The organism is Variovorax paradoxus (assembly GCF_030811855.1).
GTDB lineage: Bacteria > Pseudomonadota > Gammaproteobacteria > Burkholderiales > Burkholderiaceae_C > Variovorax > Variovorax paradoxus_L.
In genome coordinates this window covers 54440-69508 of the sequence record NZ_JAUSRN010000013.1, presented here as the reverse complement: position 1 = coordinate 69508, position 15069 = coordinate 54440, and the positions used below count along the sequence as shown (strand labels likewise).

The window sequence follows — 15069 nt, the reverse complement described above, 5'->3', positions numbered from 1 at the left end:
GCAGGGTGAAATCAGGCTTCGAGCAGCTGGACCGCCTGCCGGTGCAGCCTGTGGGCGGGGTCGGCCAACGCATCGACGACGCTGAAGTGGTTCAGGCCGTCCAGAGTCTCGCACACGGGCACGGCGTTGCGGCCCCAGGCCTCGCGGATCAAGGTGTTCTGGCGGATGAATTCGTCGCTCTCGTCGCCCCCCACCACAGCATGCAGCTGGCCCCGCGCAGGTGCCGGCCACAGCGCCGGACTTGCGCGCAATGCGTCCGCATCGGTGAGCTTCAGCGCGGACTCCAGGAACGGCGTGCGCTGCAGCGGCCGGAGGTCGTAGAGGCCGGAGATCGACAGCGCATTGCGCACCAGCTGCGCCGGCAGGTCGGGCGACACTACTTTCCAGGCGCAGGCGAGCAATGCCGCCGCCATGTGGCCGCCGGCCGAGTGCCCTGCCACGGTGATGCGCGTGGGGTCGGCACCAAAGCTCGCGGCATTCCGCCAGGTCCATTCGAGCGCGCGCACCATCTGCATGACGATGTCTGGCACGGTCACGGGCTGCTCCGCCGTTCCGGGACACAGGGCGTAGTTGGGCACCACCACGCACACGCCGCGGTCGTTGAACGCGGGCGCAATGAAGGAATGGTCTCGCTTGTCGAAGGCGCGCCAGTAGCCACCGTGAATGAACACCAGCACCGGCGCGCCGGGCACGGGTGCGGGAAAGATGTCGAGCGTTTCGTTCACGCCCTGGCCGTAGGGCACATCGATCCGGCCGGAAAGCGTCTCGCGCGCCGCTGCCGAATCGCCGGCCCAGCGGGCGAAGTACGCGGGATGGTCCTTCACCCGCGCAAGATTGTTGTACATGCCTTCCAGCCAGGCGGGTTCGTACGAGGCCATGCAGTTTCTGCTCCTTCCTTTTGAAGGCGCGAATCTTGTCACGCCCCCTGCGCCGGGAAGCATGTTCTGGTTAAAATTCGACCTGTGTTGGGGGGGTAGCTCAGCTGGGAGAGCGCCGCGTTCGCAATGCGGAGGTCGTGAGTTCGATCCTCATCCTCTCCACCATCACCCATTCAAGGGCTCGGATTCATCCGAGCCCTTTTTTCTTGCCCTTTTTCGGCCGCATTCCCGGGTAGATACATCTACCGGGCGACTCTCGCACTTCGCATCAATTGGTAACAAAAGTACACACTGACCTAGGGTTTTAACAAAAAGTATTGCTTTCGACTACAAAAGTAGTAATGTGAATTCCTCACAATATTAATTTTGGCGCAAAAGTGAACCAAGGTGTTACGCCCCGCAGATCCCTTCCCAGGGGTATGGGCGTCTCGTTCCTCTTGACATCCGGTGAGGTATGAGCCTCAGCGTGCACCGGAAAAACTGCGATGCCTGCCACCTCCATCGACCCGGATTGCGGGACCGACTCCACCCTGACCGCCGATGCGCTCATGGTGGCGCGCATGCGGTTGGTGCTGTCGGTTTCTGCGCTGCTGGCGGTCGGGGTTGACGCAGGCGAGTTAGAGCAGGAGGACATCGGCAGGACTGTCTGGTTCGTCTTCTCGGGCTTCCTGGCTTACAGCCTCGGTGTTTACATCTGCACGCGAACGGGCCAGCCCTATTTTCAGGGCAAGGCCATCCACTGGCTAGACATCTTGTGGTTCACGTTGATGGTCTTGGTGACCGGCGGCGGCAGCAGCCTCTACTTTCTCTTCTACTTCTTCGCCATCCTCACTTCGTCGTTCCGGTGGGGCTACGAAGAAGGTGCCCGCATGACCATGGCTTCGGTGGTTTCATTTGCCGTCTGCGGGTTGGGAACTGGCACCGGGACTGATACGCCGCAACTGCTCATGCGCACGACGTTCCTCCTGGCGCTTGGACACATGATCGGCCACTGGGGCGGCTCGAAAGTCGAATTGCGCCGGCGCCTTGCGCTGCTGAGCCAGGTGAGCCGGCTGTCGAACCCGCGGTTCGGCGTCAACCGCACGATTGCCAGCACGATGGAGAAATCGCTGGCCTTCTTCGATGCAAGCCACTGCATCCTGCTGATGCGCGACACCGATACCAGCAACTGGGTGCTGCGCTCGCTCGGGAAAAGCGACACGGGGGAATCCGTCAATGTCGAGACGATCGAAAACGTTTCGGAGTCGCCGCTGATGGCGCTGGGTACCGAGGAAGTAGTGCTAAGCAGCCGCCTGCCCTGGCTGATGAGCCTGGTGCGTGTCCACGGACATGCCTGCGATCCTCGTACGCACCGCTGGAATCCTCAGGACGAGCAGGGCTTGCGGCGCAGCGCCGCCGTGGCCGCCATGCTGGAGGCTCGCAGCTTCATGACCGCACCGCTGCCAATGCGCCAGGGAGAGGGTCGGATCTACGTGTCTTCCCACGACGGACTGTTCCGCAAGTCGGACGCGCTGTTTCTGGACCACCTCATGAGCCAGGTCTTTCCGGTCATCGAGACCATCAAGGTGCTCGACGGCATGGCCTCTGAGGCTGCCTCAAAAGAGCGCCTGAAGCTTTCGCTGGATCTGCACGACACCGCGATCCAGCCTTACATCGGACTCAAGCTCGGGCTGTGCGCGCTTCGCAAGAAGGCAGCCGCCGACAACCCGCTCATCGACGACCTGGACAGGTTGGCCGCCATGGCCGAGAGCGTGGTAGCAGACCTGCGGCACTTTGCCGGTACCGTGAAGCACGGCGCCGACAGCCGCTGCGAATTCATTCTTCCGCACCTGCACCGCCAGGCCGCTCGCATCAAGACGCTCTATGGCATCGACATTCAGATCGTCGTCGATGGCGACGTTCACCTTGACGACCGGATGACAGCCGAAGTGCTGCAACTGGTGCGCGAAGGACTCAACAACATCTGCAAGCACACCCATGCCCATCGCGGCCGCATCCGCATTGGCTGCACGGACGGCAAGCTGCAGATCCGGATCGAGAACGAGGCCTGCGGCACGAGTTTCTCGAACTTCCGCCCGCGCTCGATCAGCGAACGCGCGGCAGCACTCGGGGGAAGCGCGGAGGTTACCCAAGGCATGGGTGGCGCCACCGCGGTCCTGGTCGAAATTCCTATCTGAACAAGATAAAAGGGGCAGACATGCAACCCATCACTGCGGATCATCCCATCGGTGTCATGCTGGTCGACGACCACCAGACCATGTTGTGGGGGTTGTCGAGGCTGATCGATGGAGAGCAGCCACGCATGAAGGTGGTCGCCACCGCGAGCTGCTTCGAGCAGGCGCTGGAACACACCGAGCATTACGTGCCCGACGTCATCGTGCTCGACCTCGACTTGGCTGGGCAGTGCTCGCTCGACATCCTGCCTAAGCTGCTGTCCAACGACATCTCGCGCGCCCTGGTTCTCACCGCAGAGCGCCGGCAGCAAACGCTGGACCTCGCCGTGCTGCGCGGTGCCAGGGGCGTGCTGGGCAAGGACGCTTCGGCGGAACAGGTCCTGGATGCGATTCAACGCGTCCATAAGGGCGAGCTGTGCATCGACGCACAGGCCATGGGCCGCGTGTTCTCCGAACTGACCGCACCCAAGAAGCCCGTGAAGGCGAATCCCGAAGAAGCCAAGCTGGCCAGCCTGACGCAAAAGGAACGGCACGTCATTCGTGCCGTGGTCGAGGGCAGCGGTGCTCCGAACAAGACGCTTGCGTCGCGGCTGTTTGTGACCGAGCACACGTTCCGCAATCACCTTACTTCGATCTACCAGAAGCTGGGTGTGGCGAATCGGCTTGAGCTGTATATCTACGCGATCAAGCACCAGCTGGACGTGGTGCCGCACTGAAAGGTGACGCGGCCGGGCTGACTGCCCGGCTCAGGTCGAAGATCGCCCGAGAACAGACGCTGCGATTCACCAATGCTGGGTATGGGCCGCGTATTCTCCGAGCTGACCTCACCCTAGAAGCCTGCGAAGGTGAATTCCGAGGAAGCCAAGCTGGCCAGCCTGAGGCAAAAGGAATGGCACGTGATTCGTGCCGTGGTCGAGGCCAGCATTGCTCCGAACAAGACGCTCGCGTCACGTCTGTTCGTGACCGAGCACACCTTCCGCAATCACCTCACTTCGATCTACCAGAAGCTGGGTGTCACTAAGCGGCTCGAGCTGTATATCTACGCGATCTGGTACCAGCTAGACGTGGTGCCGGAGTGAACGAAAGGGGGCGGCACTGCCGCCCCCTTTTGCAAGTTGTTGCGGCTATTGGCCTGCGAGCATCGGCATGATGATACGCACCACGCGAATTGCCGCCGGCGTGAGAATGACAAGGGAGATGCAAGGGAAGATGCACAGCACCAGCGGCAGCAGCATCTTGGTGGGCACCTTCGCGGCCAGCTCTTCCGCACGCATCTGCCGCTTGTGGCGAAGATCGTCGGAAAACACCCGCAGCGATTCGCCGATGCTGGTTCCGAACCGGTCCGCCTGAGTCAGCATGGTCGCGAAGGTCCCAATCTCTTCCACCCCGGTGCGAAGGGCCAGGTTGCGCAGCGACATCTCGCGCGTGGCGCCCGCACGCATCTCAAGGTTGGTCCAGTGCAGCTCCTGCGCCAGGGCCACGCTCTTGACACGAATCTCCTCAGTCACCTTCACTAAGCCGGCGTCCAGACCAAGGCCTGCCTCGACGCACACCAGCATCAGGTCGGCCGCGTCCGGAAAGTTCTCGAATATCTCGCGTTGCCGGTTTCTGATCATCAAGCGCAACACGAAATTCGGCAGGTAGCAGCCGGCCAGCGCCGCGACCGACAACCACAATAAAGTTGTCAGCCCGTCGTCCGCCCCCGCCGCGCGTATCGCCATGAATGTCAACCCAGCCAAACCCAAAGGCAACAGCGTCTTCAGCCCGAAGTAGAAGAGGCTCGCATCCGGGTGGCGGACGCCGGCATTCAGGAAGCGCAGGCGCAGCGGCGACGTCTCGCCGTCGCCCGTAGGCGAAGACAACTGGGCGAACGGGCCGACGACCTTGACGGCCGTTTCGACCCAGGCTGATTTGCCTGCTGAAGGGGCCACTGCCCTCAGGCGCTGCTCGGTGCGCGTGGGCAGCACCCAGACCACGAAGCCCCCAATTGCGAGGGAGACGGTAATGAACACGAGTACGGGAAACAGCATGGTATTTCTCCTTCAGACACGGATCTTCACGATCTTGCGCAGCATTACCACGCCAATCGCCATCAGTCCCGTCATGTACTTGATGACGGTGATGCCAATGGGATCAGTCCACAGGGGGGACATAAATTCCGGATTGAACGTGTTCATGAGCACGACCAATGCAAACGGCATCAGCCCCAGGATCCAGGCAGAAAGGCGCCCTTCGGCCGACAGCACCCGCACCCGTGCCAAAAGTTTGAGGCGTTCGCGGATGAGCCGGCTGAGGTTGCCGAGCACCTCTGTCAGGTTGCCACCTGAATCGCGCTGGATCAGTACCGACACCACGAAGTAACGCAGATCAGTGAGCGGGACGCGTTCGCTCAAGTTCGTCAGCGCCTGCTGCAGCGAAACCCCGAAGTTGACCTCATCGGCAACCATGCGGAACTCGCCGGCAATAGGCTCCGACATTTCGTCGCCAATCATCTGCACGCTGCTTGCGAACGAATGGCCTGCGCGCAGAGCGCGTGTCACCAGGTCCAGGGCGTCTGGCAACTGCCTTTCGAATTGAGCCAAGCGGCGGCCGCGCCGGTAACTTAGGTAGAGCAGCGGTACGGCGGCGCCGGCGGCCCCGCTCAAGGCTGCAATCCAAACGGGCTGATTTGCCAGAGACACCATTGCAAGGAAAACGAGCACGCTCGACAGCGCGCAGGCAAGCAGGACGTGCGACACCGTCCACTCCAGCCCTGCTTGCAGGATGAAGCGATCCAGGAGATGCATCCGCGGTAACCTGAGCAGAACGCCTTGCATCCATGGCGTATCGCTCAGCATGCGGTCTCTGACGAGTCGCGCCTGCGCGCCGTGATCGCCGCCCGCCGAGAGTGCCTGAAGCCGCTTTTCGATCTTCTTGGCATCTGCCCCGCGGTAAGAGTTCCACAGCAAGTAGAGGCCTTCGAGCACCATCAGCACCGTGACGAAAACAAGCACGCTCAGGATGATGAAGGTGTCGCCAATCAGGTTGTCGAACATGATGGCCTCCTATTCGTAGTGCTTGTCGGGATCAAACATGGTGTCTGGCAACACCACACCAAAGGACTGCAGCCGTTCCACGAATTTCGGACGCACGCCCGTCGCATGAAAGTAGCCACGCAGCTGGCCATCGGGGCCCATGCCCGTCTGGCGATAGGCAAAGATCTCCTGCATCGTGACGACTTCCCCCTCCATGCCCGTGATCTCCTGGATGCTGGTGACCTTGCGCCGACCATCGATCATCCGCAGGACCTGGATCACCACGGTAATGGCCGACGCGATCTGCTGGCGCACGGTGCGATGCGGCAGGTTCAGGTTGGCCATGCCGATCATGTTCTCCAGCCGCGCCAGCGCATCCCTTGGCGTGTTGGCGTGAATGGTGGTCAGCGATCCTTCGTGGCCCGTGTTCATGGCTTGCAGCATGTCCACCGCCTCGGCGCCGCGCACCTCGCCAATGACGATGCGGTCGGGCCGCATGCGCAACGCGTTGCGCACCAGCGCACGCTGCGTGATCTCTCCTTTGCCCTCGACGTTCATCGGCCGCGTTTCCATTCGCGCCACGTGCGGCTGCTGGAGCTGGAGCTCGGCCGCGTCCTCGATGGTGATGATGCGCTCGGTCGCGGGGATGAAGCCCGAGAGGATGTTCAACAGCGTCGTCTTGCCCGCGCCAGTACCGCCGGAGATCAGCATGTTGACCTTTGCCTGGGAAAGCCCTTCAAGCATCTGCGCCATCTGCGGCGTGAGCGTCTTCAAGTCGTTCACCAGATTTTCCATCTTCAGCGGAATCTTCGCGAAGCGGCGAATCGACATCATCGGTCCGTCCAACGCCACCGGCGCAATCACCGCGTTGACGCGCGATCCGTCGGGCAGCCGGGCATCGACCATGGGGCTGGATTCGTCGATGCGCCGACCGACGAGCGATACGATCTTGTCAATGATGCGCAGCAGGTGCTTCTCGTCGGTGAAGCTCACGTCCGTCAGCTCAAGCCGGCCCTTGCGTTCGACGTAAATCTGTTCGTGCGAGTTGATCAAAATGTCGGAAACCGTCGGGTCCGCCATCAACAGTTCGATGGGGCCAAAGCCGAGCATCTCGTGCTGAATGTCGCGTATCAGCGTGCGCCGCTCGATGTCGTTCAGCGCTTCGGGTTCTTCCTGCAGCAACCGCGTGACCATGGTGGAGATCTCCTGCCGCAGCAGCTCCGGCTTCAGAGTTTCGAGTGCCGCCAAGTCGAAGCGGTCCAGCAGCTTCAAGTGCATTCGCTCTTTCAGGAGCTTGTAGGCGTCCGAAGCGAAGGATGAAAGCGCTCCAGTGGCCGAGGGCAGCCCCGATGGGCGCGCGACTGGCTCGGCTTCGATCGCATTGAGCTGTTCTCGAAATGACATGGGGAACCTGCCTTGCTATGGAAGAAGGGATCGGGAAGGAAAAAGATTCGCAGGGGAACGACCAGCGCTCAGGCCCGGCGGAAAAGCCGGCCGATAAAGCCAGCCGCCTCCTTGGGACGCGGACTAAGCGTGTGGGAAATTTCCGCAAGCCGCTTGCAGAGCGGGCTCCCCCGAGACATGTCGGCCAAGGGCACGCCGCGGTTGATCGAAGCGTCCACGTCCTTGCCGCCGTCTGGCACGCTGACCAGCGTGGCCCCGCCGAGCGAGCGGCGCATGTCGGACAGACCAATCTCTGTGCCTCCGGCGCTGCGGTTGACCAGCAGTTCGACCTTGCCGGCCGCATAGCCGAGTGACTTGAACACCTGCATGAGGCGGGTCACGTTGCGGATGTGCGGCAGGCTCGGTTGTAGTACTGGGAAGATGCGGTCCGCACGGTCCAGCACACGGATGGTGAGCGGATCCATGCGCAGGCCGAGGTCAAACAACACGAAGTCGTACTGCGTCGAGGCCACCTGAAGAATGGTGTCGATGTGCTCCGCCTTGACCTCCAGCGCGCGCGAAAGATCCTCGGGCGCGGCAAGGATGCTGAAGCCCGGCGCCACTTTCACCGCGCTTGCGGCAAGCAGCGATGCATCCAGCCGCCCGATGTCGCGGGCCACATCGGCCACCGTGGACGACGGACGCAGGTCGCTCACGTAGGAAAGCGCATCGCCGAACTGCAGGTTCAAGTCAATGAGAAGCACCGAGCGCCGCATCGACAGCTGGTGCCCGATATTGGTAGCAAGAAAAGTCGCGCCGCTGCCGCCCTTGCACGGCATGAATGCGACCACCTGCCCCGGCTCGCGTGCCAGGGTGCCGGCCATCTTGATGGCAATGCGCTCCACGGCGGCCTCGAGGGCCGCGGGCCCGGGTGGCGAAGGCAGCACCTCGCGCACGCCCGAGCGCATGGCGAGAATCAGGAACTCGGGCGTCTGCATGGCACACATCAGCACCACCGCAATGCCGGGGTGCCGCATGGTGAGCTGCTCCACCATTTCCAGTTCCTGGGGGTCGCAGCACATGCCGTCCACAAGCATCAGGTCGGGCGCCGATTTTTCGACAACCCATTGCATGCGGCTTTTGCCTCCTTCGAACACCGATACGGAGTGGGAGCGTGCCTCGAGCACCTTGCGCATTTCTTGCAAGTGGGCCGCGTTGGGCGAGATGATGGAGATCTTCATGGTAGGTTCCGTTTCGTCTCTACTACAAGCAGATGGTTGGGCTGTGAGGATCCTTCCGCATCACTTCGCGCGGCAGGAAGGTGGAAAAACTCGGCATCGGAATCAGTGGTGCCGCCGCTCCGACGATGGGCGAGATCCATTGGTAGTTGAGCCCGGTGATGCCGACCGTGACACCTTCGCAGGTGGCCGCCGTGCAGCTCGCCGGCGTCCAGGCCACGCTCACCGTGGTGATCTGCGGAAGCAAAGCCTGCATGCGCGCCAGCACCAACGCCTGCTGGGTGGTGTCGTCGCATACCACGGCATAGCGCGCGCCGGCGCGCGTGGCTTCGTTGGCCGCATTCCAGGTGAACAGCATGCGCGCGAAATCGATGATGCCTAGGAGCAGCATGAGAAAAATGAGCAGGCCCAGCGCAAACTCGACGGTGGTGGCACCAGCCATCTGGCGTTTCATGATGGAGCCCTCATGGTGGCGGTGATGTCGCTGAAGACGATGTCGCCGTTTGCGTCGGCAAAGACGATCCCCATCACCGACGGAAAGAGCGAATGGAAGGTGTAGCTGCTGATGCGCACGGTCACCGTGGCAATAAGCGGGTTGGCTCCTGCCGTTTGCCACGTGCAGCAACTGTTGGCGGGCACGTTCGACAGGCTCAGGCCGCGCGCCAGCGGCGTGCCCGTGCCGGCGGTGTTGCCATACACCATCAGGTTGCGTGCTTCAGAAATGTGCGTGCCCGGCGTCTGCACCGACAGGTAGCGAACGGCGTCGCGGGTCGCCTTGACGACGGTGTTGTACTCGTACATCGCGCGGCCGAACTCGGTCGTGATGAACGTCAGAAGCAGCAGGAAGGGCGTGATGAGCGCCAGCTCGATCAGCGCCGCGCCGCGCTGACTATGGCGGAATGTCTTTTTCATGTGCGTCACCTCACCAAGACTGGGACCAGCGGCCCGGCTGCCCCGCCGGCAAGCCCGCTCGTTGTGCAGGGGCTGTTGACCGCGCCCGCATTGCCGCGGAACTCCAGCCACGTGTCGGTCATCGGAATGCTCAGAGGCTGCAGCATCAGCATGCAGGCGTAGTCAACCACACGTCCGGCGCCGTCGATGACCGGCGCCGTGACGATGCGACGGTCGAGACCGTATTGCATGTGGCCGCCCGCGACGTTGCCTGGCGCTGCCAGTTTTTGGAAGCCATTGAGCGACAGCCCAGTAATCGCTTCGCAGCTGTTCGCACCGTTTACCTTCGTTCCTGTGTCGGCACATGAAGCAAAAGCCGCTCGCTTAGCCAGGTAGTTCTGGGCGCTCGCAGGCGATCCTGGAGCTGGACCGTCGTAGGCGTTGAACTTCGCGGGCCAGTTGAGCGCGGTATACGCATAGCCGGTGTAGTCAGGCCGCTGGGTGCTCGGATTTCCACTGTTCTTGTAGATGCCGAAGCGCTGATTCCAAACGTCGACGATTGAGGTCTGTACGCCGGGCGTGCCAAGCGTGTCGCCCACCTTCGTTCCGCAGTGATTGTTCATTTCCGCTTCGGTCTCCGAGGCGCTGTTGCTTCCGTCGAGATTGGCCCAGCCGATTTCGCCACCTGCGGCCCCGGCCTGCGCCTGGATCAGCTTCACCCACTCGCCGACAACGAAGCCGTAGTTGGGCGCCCCAGTACCCGGCTTGGGCTTTACACCGACCGGGATGGGGCAGGTCGACTGTGCGCTCGCGCGAGTCGCAACGGCGCTGGCGCCAACGTTGCCGGTGGCAGGATAGGCCGCGGCATCGCCCGAAAAAGCGCCCATGGCCTTCATGAGCCAGATTTGGATATTCGGCTGGGTGTGCACGCACTGTGCATAGGTCGCGACGAGAGGATCGGTCGTGGGTGCATAGGCCGCATCGCGAAAGCTGATGTCAGTTGCGACAATCTGGCCCTGCCCGCTCCATGTAGCCGATTGCATATTCACCCCGTTTGCGTTGCCTGCTGACTGTCCCGCGCTCTGGGCTCGGGCAATCGCGGTAGCTTGTTTGTCGAGTTCTCGTGCGGCGGCCAAGGCGCAACTGTCCACGGCGGTCTGAAGCTCCGTCCTAACGACGAACAGGTGGCCGAAGTCCAGCGCAATGCCCATGAACCCGAGAAGGAAAAACAGGACCAGCGCGGCTGTGATGATCATTGCGCCGCGTTGGCGCCGGCCGGGAGTGTGGACTTGCATGATCGGCATCCTGAGCGGTGATGGCGGTTTGAGAGAGCCGAGCGCTTCAATCGCAGTCCACACCGCCGAGGCAGGTGAAGACGCGATCGACGAGATCGCTGAGGCTGGTGCCCGTTGCCAGTGGCCGGAGCGCAATGATCAGCAGGATTGAGACTACGGCAATGATCAGCGCGTACTCCACCACCTGGGCGCCGCTTTCATCCCTCAGGAATGACGTGAACATGATGAGCACCTCGCTTGCTACTTGGACGGTGGGCGGTGGGTGGACGTGCCACCCACCGCCCTCTAGACGCTTATGCGCAGGGTCCCTTGCCTTGGAGGCAGTCGGTGACGTTCGTGATGAAGAGCCCAAAGCCGCCGCCGTTGGCGGTAAGTGCCTTCAGCGCAACTACCAGCGCGATCGAGACGACCGCAATGATCAGCGCGTACTCGATGACTTGGGCGCCTTCTTCATCACGCAGGAAGCTGCGGGTAAATTGGCTGACGGATTGGAGAATGTTGGACATGAGTCTTTCCTTTCAGGGTTCAAAATGAGAAAACAAGATTTGCTGAATGAGTGAACTGTGTTGCATAAGAGTGATGACTTTGGTCGTGACTCTCCTTTCGTACAAAGCTAGTTACTAAAAAAAAGGAACGATAGAAAGAAGCGACATCGGTCGATGGACCGGCGCACTACTTTTGGCCCCCTATCGCCCCGCCGATATTGATGACGTTCACCGCTGGCGGCGGCGTCTTGTAGGACTCCTGGTACTGCAGCATCGACTCGCGTGCTGCGCGGCCGTCCATGCCCACCACCGGATTTCCGTCTTTGCCGGCATCGGGATTGAGCGTCATCTTTCTCTTGGCGTCGCGCACGGCATCGCCAAAGCGCGCGTCGTAGTTGGGGGTGACGTGGGAGCAGCCGGTGCCTGCGAGCAGCGTCAGCGCGAGAATGGTCGACTTGAAGAACATGGTGGTGCTCCTTACTGGGTATCGCTGGCCGGTGCGACCGAGGCGGGGGTGCTGCTTTCGAGGCTCCCGTTCAGGTAGATCTCGGCGCGGCTTGGAACGACGTGGTTGTCGGTCGGAACGCGTGGCGATTCGCCCAGCGGCCGAACGAGACGCGGCGTGATCACGAACATCAGCTCGGTCTGGTCGTTCTGGAACTCGGTGCTGCGGAACAATGCCCCCATCACCGGAACCTCGCCAAGGCCGGGGTAGCGCTTCACGGTTTCGGTCGAGTTGCTCTTGATGAGCCCTGCGATGACAAAGCTTTGGCCATCGTTGAGCTGCACGGTGGTGTCTGCGCGGCGTACCGTTAGCGAGGGCAGCACTGCGGTCGCGCCACCCACGGTCGTGAAGGGCGAACCGGTCTGCGACAGATCCGACACTTCCGAGACCATCTTGAGATTGATCCGCCCGCCGTTGAGCACCGTGGGGGTGAACTTCACGCCGATGCCGAACTCTTTTTCTTCCAGCGTGATAGTCGAACCGGTACGGCCGTTGGAGGAGCTCTGCGCCACTGGGATAAAGATCTTTCCGCCTGACAGGAAACTGGCCTGTTGTCCGCTGATGGACATGATGTTGGGCTCGGCCAGGATGCGCACCAGGCCGTCGTCTTTCTGGCCATCGATGGCAATGGATGCACGGCCGATTCGGAACGCCTCGGCAAGGCCCGCGCCACCGCTCAAGAAGTTGGAGATCAGCGAATAGGTGTTAAGCCCACCACTGGCCGTGCGTTGCAGGCCGACGCGCGCACCCAGGCGGTCCAGCAATGTCTTGCTGACCTCTGCGATCTTCACCTCAAGCATCACTTGCTGCGGCGCCGTCACTCGCAGCAGGTTCACCACCTTCTTGCCATCCGCGCCATAGGCCATGGCCAGGCTCATCACGTCGTCGAGCTTGAGCGCGTCGCTGATCTCGCCGGTGAGCACGATCGATTTTTCGGCGCTGCGCACGCGAATGCGGCTTTCTTCCGGCATCAGCTCGGCGAGCTTCGACTGCAGCGCACCCGGATCGATGGTGACGATGACGTCCTTGATGTAGCAAGTGCCGTCGACGCTTTGCAGCACGACGTTCATCGAGCCCGCCTGGCGGCCGCGGAAGAACAGATCGGTCGGGCTCAGCAGCGTGACGTCGACATCGGCGATGCCGTCGCCCGCGTTTGCTGCCATGGCGGGGGCTGGTGCCGGCTGCCCGGCGGCTGCTGATGCGGCCGCGCGGCTTGGCGGCTGGCCGCTGACCACTATGCGTGCAACCCGTGCCTTGAGCGGAATGACCACCGACTTGCCGAGCACAGCGTAGGTCGGCTGGTCGTCCGGAATGATCGCAGTGCAGCGCCGGGTGGCAGGAGCGACCGGTGCTGCAGCCGAGGCTACAGCAGCAGCAGCCGCCGCCGGCGCCGCAGCCACTACGTCCGCGGCCATGGCGGGCGCCGCCAGCGTCATGAGTGCCGCCAGCAGCCAGGCGGGTGAAGAAGAAGAGAGATGTTGCACTTGTGGTTCCTCCTGCGGGGATGATCAGAAGCAGTTGAGCGAGCGGGCTGCGTGCTGGATAACTTCCACGCACTCGGATTGCCGCATTGCCACTGGGGCGGCACGCGGCGCTCGCGCGGCGGCCGGCCGCGCTGCCACAGTGGTGGAGATCGGCAGGATTTCCTTCTCGCCGAACAACTGGCCCTTGGTGATACCTGCGGTGGCCACCGTGGTCTTGTCCATCTGGTTGCGCAGCACCAGCGAGAGGGTTCCCACGCTACGTGCCAGATCGAGCTTTTCGGAGTCTTCGAGCGAGAGCTCCAGCGTCACTGCACTCACCACCTTGGGCTTGGTGTCGTCACGATTGGCCTCTTGCGCCACCGCCAGCACCAGCACCTTTTCAAGCACTGTCTTGCTGATCTGGCGCCCCTCCTCGCCACGGTTCTTGTCTTGCTGGGCGTTCACCATCACGTCGACGTAGTTGCCTGGCAGTGCGAAGCCCGCCACGCCCACCACGTCGTTCACCCGCACGGTCATGGCGCGCTTTCCGCTGGCAATGACCGCCGAGAGTCCGCCCTTGGTGCCGACGGGCGCAAGCTTGCCCTCCAGGATGGCTTCGCCGCGCAGCACACCGATCTTGACCACCCGGTCTTCGAGCGACTTGGCGTCTGTGAACGAACCCGCCGGCAAGGAGCCGCTCGGCCAGTCGACCAGCGACAGCATCTGCGGGTTGACCCGGCTGCCCAGCTCGATGTCGACTGCGGCGACGACCACCTTGTTGGAAGCGATGCCGCCCTGTCGCGAAACCCATCCCGCCGCGTAGACCGCGGCGGCCAGACCAGTGAGGAGGGCCAGCAGCAGCAGCCCGAGTGCCTTGATGTTTTTCATGCGAATCTCCGAGTGCGGTGAAATGAAAATGGCGGACTACACATAGCCCAGTTGATGCGCGAGGACCTCTGCGAAGGTCCCCACGCAAATGCAGATTCCGTAAGGCAGCTTTCCGATGGATTGCCGCGTGTCGATGGTTCCGTTGGGCCGCAGGCCCGCAATGCCTGACATCGCCATGCCGTTCACGGTGTCCTTCACGTTGGCCAGCATGTGGCCGAGGCGGCGCCGGTGCATGGCAACGATCAACGCCGCAGCGCCACCCGCAATGCACGTGAAGAGAATCGCCAACAGCGTTTGATAGGGGCCGAGAAAGGCGCCAACCATGGCCATCAGCTTGACGTCGCCGGCGCCCATGATTCCCAACGCATAGAACGGCAGCATGATCAGGAGGCCTGTTCCCAGCCCCCCCAGTGCCTGCGTCGCGCCCACCATCGGCGTGCGCGCCGCGAAGGTTCCGTAGATCACCGCGAAGACCGTGCCGCCGAAGGTCAGCCAGTTGGGAATGCGGTACGAGCGCCAGTCGCTGACCGCGGCCGTCACCAGCAGGACAAGGAGTCCAACGATGCGGAAATCCGTTGCCAGCATCACCAGCAGCTCGAGGAAGGCATCGAATTCACGCATGGACAGCTCCGTGTGGCGTTGTTATTGATTTGCTGTTGCGCATTCAGGCGCCGCGCCGTGCCGCAAGGAGCAGCAACAAGCTCACGAACACCACGAGGGAGCCGAGCACCGCGAATTCCATGAACGACATGCCCGCTTCTTCCCGCAGCAGGTTCATGAAATTTCTTGGCGGCAGGTTGAACGATTCCATGCGTGTCCCCAGTGATGTGGTCGGCCGGCGCTGCTTGTTGCCCT

General features: G+C 62.3%; 18 protein-coding genes and 1 tRNA gene. 4 read left to right on the top strand and 15 right to left on the bottom strand.

What is annotated here, in order from left to right:
* Positions 1–11 precede the first annotated feature (11 nt).
* On the bottom strand, positions 12–878 hold the full coding sequence (locus J2X92_RS22250) for an alpha/beta hydrolase (protein WP_307578800.1): 867 nt from the start codon (positions 876–878) through the stop codon (positions 12–14).
* Positions 879–967: 89 nt separating this feature from the next.
* Between J2X92_RS22250 and J2X92_RS22245 the strand changes: the two genes are divergently transcribed.
* The 4 genes from J2X92_RS22245 (at position 968) to J2X92_RS22230 (ending at position 4131) form a co-directional block, all read left to right on the top strand.
* Positions 968–1043, top strand: a tRNA-Ala gene (locus J2X92_RS22245).
* Positions 1044–1363: 320 nt separating this feature from the next.
* Entirely contained in the window at positions 1364–3055 is a 1692-nt protein-coding gene (locus J2X92_RS22240) for a sensor histidine kinase (RefSeq protein ID WP_307578799.1), read from the top strand.
* A 20-nt stretch (positions 3056–3075) separates the two neighbouring features.
* Positions 3076–3768 carry a response regulator gene (locus tag J2X92_RS22235; RefSeq protein WP_307578797.1) on the top strand — a complete coding sequence of 231 codons (693 nt, stop codon included), beginning with the start codon at positions 3076–3078 and terminating at the stop codon, positions 3766–3768.
* 129 nt (positions 3769–3897) lie between these two features.
* Positions 3898–4131, top strand: coding sequence for a response regulator transcription factor (locus J2X92_RS22230; protein ID WP_307578795.1), 234 nt, complete (start codon positions 3898–3900; stop codon positions 4129–4131).
* Positions 4132–4176: 45 nt separating this feature from the next.
* Here the strand turns inward: J2X92_RS22230 and J2X92_RS22225 are convergent, their stop codons facing one another.
* From J2X92_RS22225 to J2X92_RS22160, 14 genes are all read right to left on the bottom strand, one after another.
* The gene (locus J2X92_RS22225) at positions 4177–5082 is read right to left on the bottom strand and encodes a type II secretion system F family protein (RefSeq protein WP_307578793.1); all 906 of its coding nucleotides are present in this window, start codon (positions 5080–5082) and stop codon (positions 4177–4179) included.
* A gap of 12 nt (positions 5083–5094) precedes the next feature.
* Positions 5095–6087, bottom strand: coding sequence for a type II secretion system F family protein (locus tag J2X92_RS22220; protein ID WP_307578791.1), 993 nt, complete (start codon positions 6085–6087; stop codon positions 5095–5097).
* Between the two features lie 9 nt (positions 6088–6096).
* A complete protein-coding gene (locus J2X92_RS22215; protein ID WP_307578789.1) occupies positions 6097–7470 on the bottom strand; it encodes a CpaF family protein in 1374 nt (457 codons plus the stop codon).
* Positions 7471–7538: 68 nt separating this feature from the next.
* Positions 7539–8690 carry an AAA family ATPase gene (locus J2X92_RS22210; RefSeq protein WP_307578787.1) on the bottom strand — a complete coding sequence of 384 codons (1152 nt, stop codon included), beginning with the start codon at positions 8688–8690 and terminating at the stop codon, positions 7539–7541.
* Between the two features lie 22 nt (positions 8691–8712).
* Positions 8713–9141, bottom strand: a complete 429-nt coding sequence (locus tag J2X92_RS22205; RefSeq protein ID WP_307578786.1) for a TadE/TadG family type IV pilus assembly protein — start codon at positions 9139–9141, stop codon at positions 8713–8715.
* On the bottom strand, positions 9138–9599 hold the full coding sequence (locus J2X92_RS22200; protein ID WP_307578784.1) for a TadE/TadG family type IV pilus assembly protein: 462 nt from the start codon (positions 9597–9599) through the stop codon (positions 9138–9140). The genes J2X92_RS22205 and J2X92_RS22200 overlap by 4 nt, the downstream gene beginning before the upstream one ends.
* Positions 9600–9604: 5 nt before the next feature.
* The gene (locus J2X92_RS22195) at positions 9605–10873 is read right to left on the bottom strand and encodes a pilus assembly protein TadG-related protein (RefSeq protein WP_307578782.1); all 1269 of its coding nucleotides are present in this window, start codon (positions 10871–10873) and stop codon (positions 9605–9607) included.
* A 46-nt stretch (positions 10874–10919) separates the two neighbouring features.
* Complete coding sequence (locus J2X92_RS22190; RefSeq protein WP_307578780.1) at positions 10920–11096, bottom strand: Flp family type IVb pilin; 177 nt, start codon at positions 11094–11096, stop codon at positions 10920–10922.
* A gap of 70 nt (positions 11097–11166) precedes the next feature.
* Positions 11167–11379, bottom strand: a complete 213-nt coding sequence (locus tag J2X92_RS22185; protein WP_307578778.1) for a Flp family type IVb pilin — start codon at positions 11377–11379, stop codon at positions 11167–11169.
* A 166-nt stretch (positions 11380–11545) separates the two neighbouring features.
* Positions 11546–11824, bottom strand: a complete 279-nt coding sequence (locus J2X92_RS22180; protein WP_307578776.1) for a hypothetical protein — start codon at positions 11822–11824, stop codon at positions 11546–11548.
* 11 nt (positions 11825–11835) lie between these two features.
* The gene (locus J2X92_RS22175; RefSeq protein ID WP_307578775.1) at positions 11836–13347 is read right to left on the bottom strand and encodes a type II and III secretion system protein family protein; all 1512 of its coding nucleotides are present in this window, start codon (positions 13345–13347) and stop codon (positions 11836–11838) included.
* Between the two features lie 24 nt (positions 13348–13371).
* Positions 13372–14214 (bottom strand): Flp pilus assembly protein CpaB, encoded by an 843-nt coding sequence (cpaB, locus tag J2X92_RS22170; protein WP_307578773.1) that lies wholly within the window; start codon positions 14212–14214, stop codon positions 13372–13374.
* Between the two features lie 36 nt (positions 14215–14250).
* The gene (locus J2X92_RS22165) at positions 14251–14835 is read right to left on the bottom strand and encodes an A24 family peptidase (RefSeq protein WP_307578771.1); all 585 of its coding nucleotides are present in this window, start codon (positions 14833–14835) and stop codon (positions 14251–14253) included.
* Between the two features lie 43 nt (positions 14836–14878).
* Positions 14879–15025, bottom strand: a complete 147-nt coding sequence (locus J2X92_RS22160; protein WP_307578769.1) for a hypothetical protein — start codon at positions 15023–15025, stop codon at positions 14879–14881.
* Between the last annotated feature and the right edge of the window lie 44 nt (positions 15026–15069).

What these genes read in the sequence shown, in the direction of transcription:
- J2X92_RS22250 (WP_307578800.1), bottom strand. Translation starts at nt 878, where the DNA reads ATGGCCTCGTACGAACCCGCCTGGCTGGAAGGCATGTACAACAATCTT.
- J2X92_RS22240 (WP_307578799.1), top strand. Translation starts at nt 1,364, where the DNA reads ATGCCTGCCACCTCCATCGACCCGGATTGCGGGACCGACTCCACCCTG.
- J2X92_RS22235 (WP_307578797.1), top strand. Translation starts at nt 3,076, where the DNA reads ATGCAACCCATCACTGCGGATCATCCCATCGGTGTCATGCTGGTCGAC.
- J2X92_RS22225 (WP_307578793.1), bottom strand. Translation starts at nt 5,082, where the DNA reads ATGCTGTTTCCCGTACTCGTGTTCATTACCGTCTCCCTCGCAATTGGG.
- J2X92_RS22220 (WP_307578791.1), bottom strand. Translation starts at nt 6,087, where the DNA reads ATGTTCGACAACCTGATTGGCGACACCTTCATCATCCTGAGCGTGCTT.
- J2X92_RS22215 (WP_307578789.1), bottom strand. Translation starts at nt 7,470, where the DNA reads ATGTCATTTCGAGAACAGCTCAATGCGATCGAAGCCGAGCCAGTCGCG.
- J2X92_RS22210 (WP_307578787.1), bottom strand. Translation starts at nt 8,690, where the DNA reads ATGAAGATCTCCATCATCTCGCCCAACGCGGCCCACTTGCAAGAAATG.
- J2X92_RS22205 (WP_307578786.1), bottom strand. Translation starts at nt 9,141, where the DNA reads ATGAAACGCCAGATGGCTGGTGCCACCACCGTCGAGTTTGCGCTGGGC.
- J2X92_RS22200 (WP_307578784.1), bottom strand. Translation starts at nt 9,599, where the DNA reads ATGAAAAAGACATTCCGCCATAGTCAGCGCGGCGCGGCGCTGATCGAG.
- J2X92_RS22195 (WP_307578782.1), bottom strand. Translation starts at nt 10,873, where the DNA reads ATGCAAGTCCACACTCCCGGCCGGCGCCAACGCGGCGCAATGATCATC.
- J2X92_RS22190 (WP_307578780.1), bottom strand. Translation starts at nt 11,096, where the DNA reads ATGTTCACGTCATTCCTGAGGGATGAAAGCGGCGCCCAGGTGGTGGAG.
- J2X92_RS22185 (WP_307578778.1), bottom strand. Translation starts at nt 11,379, where the DNA reads ATGTCCAACATTCTCCAATCCGTCAGCCAATTTACCCGCAGCTTCCTG.
- J2X92_RS22180 (WP_307578776.1), bottom strand. Translation starts at nt 11,824, where the DNA reads ATGTTCTTCAAGTCGACCATTCTCGCGCTGACGCTGCTCGCAGGCACC.
- cpaB (WP_307578773.1), bottom strand. Translation starts at nt 14,214, where the DNA reads ATGAAAAACATCAAGGCACTCGGGCTGCTGCTGCTGGCCCTCCTCACT.
- J2X92_RS22165 (WP_307578771.1), bottom strand. Translation starts at nt 14,835, where the DNA reads ATGCGTGAATTCGATGCCTTCCTCGAGCTGCTGGTGATGCTGGCAACG.
- J2X92_RS22160 (WP_307578769.1), bottom strand. Translation starts at nt 15,025, where the DNA reads ATGGAATCGTTCAACCTGCCGCCAAGAAATTTCATGAACCTGCTGCGG.